The 5,454-nt window shown below is 38.6% G+C and carries 6 protein-coding genes; 3 read left to right on the top strand and 3 right to left on the bottom strand.

Annotation, left to right across the window (positions count from 1 at the left end; all coding sequences use genetic code 11):
- Nucleotides 1-376: VF530 family DNA-binding protein (locus tag CXF89_RS18070; RefSeq protein WP_145990839.1), on the top strand; the 376-nt coding region annotated here is incomplete at its 5' end.
- 102 nt (nucleotides 377-478) lie between these two features.
- On the opposite strand, the gene CXF89_RS18065 is transcribed toward CXF89_RS18070, so the two are convergent.
- The gene (locus tag CXF89_RS18065; RefSeq protein ID WP_007582762.1) at nucleotides 479-910 is read right to left on the bottom strand and encodes a DUF3859 domain-containing protein; all 432 of its coding nucleotides are present in this window, start codon (nucleotides 908-910) and stop codon (nucleotides 479-481) included.
- 206 nt (nucleotides 911-1,116) lie between these two features.
- On the opposite strand from CXF89_RS18065, the gene CXF89_RS18060 reads away from it, so the two are divergent.
- Nucleotides 1,117-2,124 carry a YHYH protein gene (locus tag CXF89_RS18060; RefSeq protein ID WP_024593629.1) on the top strand — a complete coding sequence of 336 codons (1,008 nt, stop codon included), beginning with the start codon at nucleotides 1,117-1,119 and terminating at the stop codon, nucleotides 2,122-2,124.
- Nucleotides 2,125-2,137: 13 nt separating this feature from the next.
- Entirely contained in the window at nucleotides 2,138-2,668 is a 531-nt protein-coding gene (locus tag CXF89_RS18055; RefSeq protein WP_024593628.1) for a hypothetical protein, read from the top strand.
- Between the two features lie 106 nt (nucleotides 2,669-2,774).
- Here CXF89_RS18055 and CXF89_RS18050 read toward each other — a convergent pair whose 3' ends face one another.
- Complete coding sequence (locus CXF89_RS18050; RefSeq protein WP_121955373.1) at nucleotides 2,775-4,592, bottom strand: protein kinase domain-containing protein; 1,818 nt, start codon at nucleotides 4,590-4,592, stop codon at nucleotides 2,775-2,777.
- 198 nt (nucleotides 4,593-4,790) lie between these two features.
- On the bottom strand, nucleotides 4,791-5,240 hold the full coding sequence (locus CXF89_RS18045) for a hypothetical protein (protein WP_121955372.1): 450 nt from the start codon (nucleotides 5,238-5,240) through the stop codon (nucleotides 4,791-4,793).
- Between the last annotated feature and the right edge of the window lie 214 nt (nucleotides 5,241-5,454).

Below are 5,454 nucleotides of genomic sequence, written 5' to 3'. Positions count from 1 at the left end.
CGTAAAATTAGAACAAGTGGTTGAAGAGCTGGTTGAACAATACGGGTGGGAACTCCTGCACGCTTATTTACAACTTAACTGCTTTAAAAATAATCCTGATGTTAAGTCTGCGGTTAAATTTTTACGTAAAACACAATGGGCACAAGAAAAAGTAGATAACTTTTACCTTTACCGCCTTAAAAACTTACCTAAGCCTGATGATGTTCAATACGAACTACCACCACGAGATCGTGTGATCCCATCTGATCATAAACCGGGTGAGCCGTGTGAACTTAGTTTTGTTGATGCTAAACGTATTGTAGAGAAAAAAGAATCTAAGCAACGTGCTCGCGATCGTAAGCAGCGTTCTAATTCTAGTAACCCTTGGGGTAACTAAAAACTTACTAATTTAAGGTTGAAGAGCTGTTTATAAATAGCTCTTCGACTATTTTCTCATTAACTTCAATTATATCCGCCTTACATAGCCAATAAATAACAATTAGTACCCTCGGTTTTTCCAAAAATCTGTTTCGGTACGCTCTGCCTCTAATGCCACATTAAAAGTTTTATCAGCAATGATTTTTCCATTTAATTCAATCGTCATTCGCCAATCACCCAATTTATTTTCTATTGGCAGCCAAAGCGTATCGCCTAAATAAAAGTTCCAATCACTGTTTTTAACGTATACATCGCCTTCAAAAGGATCCATCACATCACCGTTACTACCTGGAATATCAGGATGGTAAATACAATAATGAAGCTTTTCGCCTTTACCTTTTTTAATATTTACGATTAAGCCAAACTCAATATCGACCTCAGCTATTACATTTGTTGTAAATTGCTCTATTTGTGGCAACGCTTTACTTTCACTATCCCACTTAGAGTAAATACCGTGACTTTGTAACGTCACTACAGGTTTTGTTTTAGCCATTAAGGTAGCCTTTTATGTTAGCTATTTTGGCATTAGTTTAACTTTTTGAAATTTTAAAATAAAACACAATCTCATAAAGTTAAATCTCAACTTAGCTTTAATACTCCGCCTATTTACATAATTGCTAATTTGTCATCATTGTTTACACACTATTTGCACAATTGCTGATTATTGTTTGAGTAACTTAATTGATCAGGTAGGCAGCAATGAAACAATACGCACTTAATAATAAAAATCGAAATAGGATAAATGCTTTAAAGCTCACTTCTCTTGCTTTAATTGTTTCATCGTTAGTTGCATGTGGTGGTGGAGAAGGCATAGCTGATAGCTCAGAAACTACAGAAAGCTCATCACAAACCACCACAGATAATGGCACAGGTACCAGCAGTTCAACCCAAAGTGTACTTTGTGAATATAGCTACAGTGAATATAACGAGTCAGAGTCAGTACAAGCCACCAGCGCTGCAGATTGGTCATGCACAGGAACTACACGCGACTTAGCAGCTAATGGCATACCCGATCACGAAGTAGGTACATTCCCTAATGCTGATAACCCAAATACTATTTCTGAACAATCAGTAAATGAAAGCTACACACTTGAGCCTATAGAAACAACACAAGCAACTATGCTTGGTGGTCCTCGTGGAATGATAGGCGTTGTACTTAATGGCATTAAAATAGACGCAGGCACAGGCGGAAGTTGTGATGATTCTGGCACCGATTGCGATTTAGGCGACAATAGCGGCAACTGGAATATAGAAGCCCTAAGCCAAGACACGTTTAGTTTTGGAACAGACGACAACAATGCACATGTACAACCCGATGGCACATATCACTATCATGGTATGCCAGAAGGCTTTGTAGCAATGCGAGGTGGCAATAGCACCACTATGACTCTAATAGGCTGGGCAGCAGATGGCTTTCCTATATATGCACGTTACGGCTATTCAGACTCAAGTGATGCAACTTCAGCCCTAACCGCAATGACCGGTAGCTACCAACACATAACAACCGTAAGCGCAAACCGCCCTTCTACCGATATATACCCATTAGGTACATTTGCACAAGATTGGGAATACGTAGCAGGCTCTGGTGATTTAGATGAATGTAATGGCCGCGTTGGTGTAACGCCTGAGTTTCCTGATGGGATATACCACTACTACGCAACAGACACTTACCCGTTTTTTCAACGCTGTGTTAAAGGCGAAGTTTAGTTAGGAGTAAGCTATGCCTTATATAAAAAGAGGTCTACTGAGTATGACTACTTTGGGTTTGTTGATTATGCCAAATTTAGCAAACGCGCATTTAATGGTTGCAGATCACGGTACGCTGAATTTTGTTGATAATAACGTGTTTATTGTGCTTTCAATCCCTATGTCGGCTTTTAAAGGGGTTGATGAAGATAAGGATGGCAAAGTATCAATAGTTGAGTTTAATGCTCATAAAAAACAAATAAGTAAGCGAGTTAAAAAGAACGTTTATTTAGCAGATCATCAGTATAAATTTACTATTGACGGACTTTTACTAAACCCAGAAGCGTCGCATACACATAAAAGCGACAATATAGACCAAGTAACCATTACTGGGCGCTACTCTTTGCCCAGTAAATTAACCAAAGTTAACTTTAACGTTAAGCTATTTAGTAACAATGAGCACAAGCAGCATTATCAAATAACAGCGACTAATAAAACGCAAAAGCTAACTCATCAATTTGAGCTATCACCAACATCGCCCTTTAGTAAGGTGTTTAATAATTAGTAATACTTACCTAAATAATTAAGTGGCAAAGAGTACAAGTTAAACCAATTTGTGCTCTTTTTTATCTTTGTCTTCTTATTTAATACTCTTTAGTTAAGTGCTTTTTCTATAAAGATACAAGCTTAGGATTTTTAGGAAAGTAATGCTCTTCTTGCTGCTCACATAAACTAAACTCACGGGTGTTTTTATAAGGGAGTTTCATAAAGCCCGCAACACCAACGTCAGTAATATTTACCGCGTATTGCATGAGTTTATTAAGAAGGCGTTTAAACTCAACTTCTTTGGTCGAATCGAGTAATCGGTAGTAATGGTGAATTTTCATTCTGTCCGGCAGTGCTTCAAAAATAATACACCCCGTATGATGAATTTGGTTAAGCTCAAATACGCACTTAATAACTTTTTTAGGTAGCTGTAGTTGCTCGTCAGGGTCTTTACCGTCTTCAAAGTATGAATGCGGGCGGGTTATGTCATTTGCTTTCATACTTACTACTTCGTATTCAAGCTCTGGTAGGCTATCAAACTTAAATGCCCCCGTGCCATCTCGCTCTAGTTGAATAGTTTTACGGGCATCAAACAAACAGCACTTAAATAGCCCTTTTTGATTAATCGCTTGCGCAAGCATAACCGTATTATTAATCGCATCACTAAACGCATCACCCAATGATTCGTCATGCATAATTAAAGACGATTCAACAAATAACGACTCATCTCTCCAATGAAAACTAAGCCCGCCTACTACAGGATACTTTGCTAATCGGCTTATAGATGCTAAAAATGCTTTTTCGGTATCGCCTGTATCAAACAAAAACTCTTTGTAATAACGGTCAAGTTGCGCGTCGTTTATATCTAGTAATTGTTGATTATGATCAGCCTGGCGTAAAAATTGTTTTCGTGAGCTATACACAACCGTATCTGGCTGCTCATCGCTACCATACCAAAAAGGGATATCTGCTTTTTTTTGTTTTTTAGCAAATTCAGGTAAATACGCTTTCGCCATAGTTGTAATGTTACGCATAAAGTAATCACCAGCACCATCACGTTGTGCCTTACTTTTAGAAAGCATACCGTCAATTACTTTAGCCAGCTCTTTTGGAAGCCCTAAGCTGCTTGCAGGTATAGCTTGTGCACCAAAGCGACACGACTGCGCCGACGCTAGCGCATACAACGTAGCGGCTACACCTTGCTCGTCAAATCGTGGGGATGATTGCTCCCCCGACATTTGCGCTTCACCAATAAAGTACACATCGCCCATACGCGCATTCGTTGTGCTTAAATCGCCCGACATTAAATCCATAAAGTTACTCGCAACAGGGTTACCATCACTATCGAGCTGTGCATACACAGAGCTGCCCCAATCCACTAACGAAAGCGCGTCAGTGTTTGCATCCCAAACAAGGTTTGAAGGTTTTATATCGCCATGCACTATAGGTTGTGGGCTAACGCCATTTTTGTGGCTGCGTAAATCAATTAATACATTACGTAACCTAACAGCTAGCGCCATTATTTGCGCGGCACTAAAGCGCCCTCTTTTAAGTGATACTTTTTCAAGGTCCTCTCCAATGGCGCGAGCCATCATTAAAATCCCTTGTTTTTTAATTCGCTCAAACGCATAAAAGGTAGGCACTAACGGGTTATTAATTTGCGAAAGCATATACGCTTCGTCTTCTAGGCGGTCACGTACACTTTGGGCAAGCGTAATACGCGAAAACTTAAATACCCAAGGTAAGCCGTTATCGTCATCACCTGCAAACACAAAACCAAAAGCTCCTGAACCAATCATTTCAACGTTTTTGTAGCCCAGCAGTGTTAACTGCTTAATACAAATATTAAGCCACTGGCGGTGTTTTTTAGCATCGCGGTGCGAAAGCAAATAAACAGATTGCTCTTCGTTGATATAAAAATTGCGGATTTCTTTGGCTTTCAATACAGGTACTCAAACTTATAAAACTAACCAATTATTAGTTTTATGTAATGAGATTACAATAGGTTAAATAAGAGTTTTGAAATCGTGGAATAAAACAGCGCTAAAGTAGCGCCATAGCAGTAAATTTAAGTGTAAACGTTAAAGCTCAAAGTAAGCTTTTACAATGCACTGTATATAAATACAGTGCATTGCTTTTTGCTAACTTTCAATAACACGAAGCTGCTTAAGTGATGACACAGCTATGTGCGTTTGATAATAATATTTATTAGTAGCTCTACCACGGCTCATAAAATCGATAGTTACTCGTTTAGCTTCGCCTGTTACTTCTATTGTTTTATCAATAAAAAAGGTGTCTGCTGGTTGCCCGTATTTACTTTGAAGCTCTGCTACCACATTAGGCTGTATTGATACCGTAATTGAACGCCTGTCACGATAATCAGTTTCTGTATTTAAATACAACCAACTCCCCTGAACTCCCGCCGCTTTAATATGAAACTGGTAAGTGCCAGCAACCCCCTTTGGTGCACTTTGCTCAGTTAAAGCGATAAGGTTCATATTTGCAGCCGTACTTTGGCTCATTTCAATTTTATGGGGAACAGAACTACATGCACTAAGCGTTAGCACACTTAGTAAGGCTAGATATTTCAAGACACAATTTCCTTGTTTCTTACACCAATTCGCATAATTAAGTAATCTATTTTGAGACAAGAAAATCGTGTCGATAACAAAGCAAAATTTCGTTATTGAGTTGTTCTATATCAAAAATTTTTAATGCAGTTAGCGATTTAATCCCTTAAATTGATTAACTATTATTGCGAATTGGTATTATGCATTATTAAAAATATGTAGCGTTAATGATACC

It is taken from the genome of Pseudoalteromonas sp. MelDa3 (assembly GCF_002863625.1).
GTDB lineage: Bacteria > Pseudomonadota > Gammaproteobacteria > Enterobacterales > Alteromonadaceae > Pseudoalteromonas > Pseudoalteromonas arctica.
This window is presented reverse-complemented; position numbering and strand designations above follow the sequence as displayed.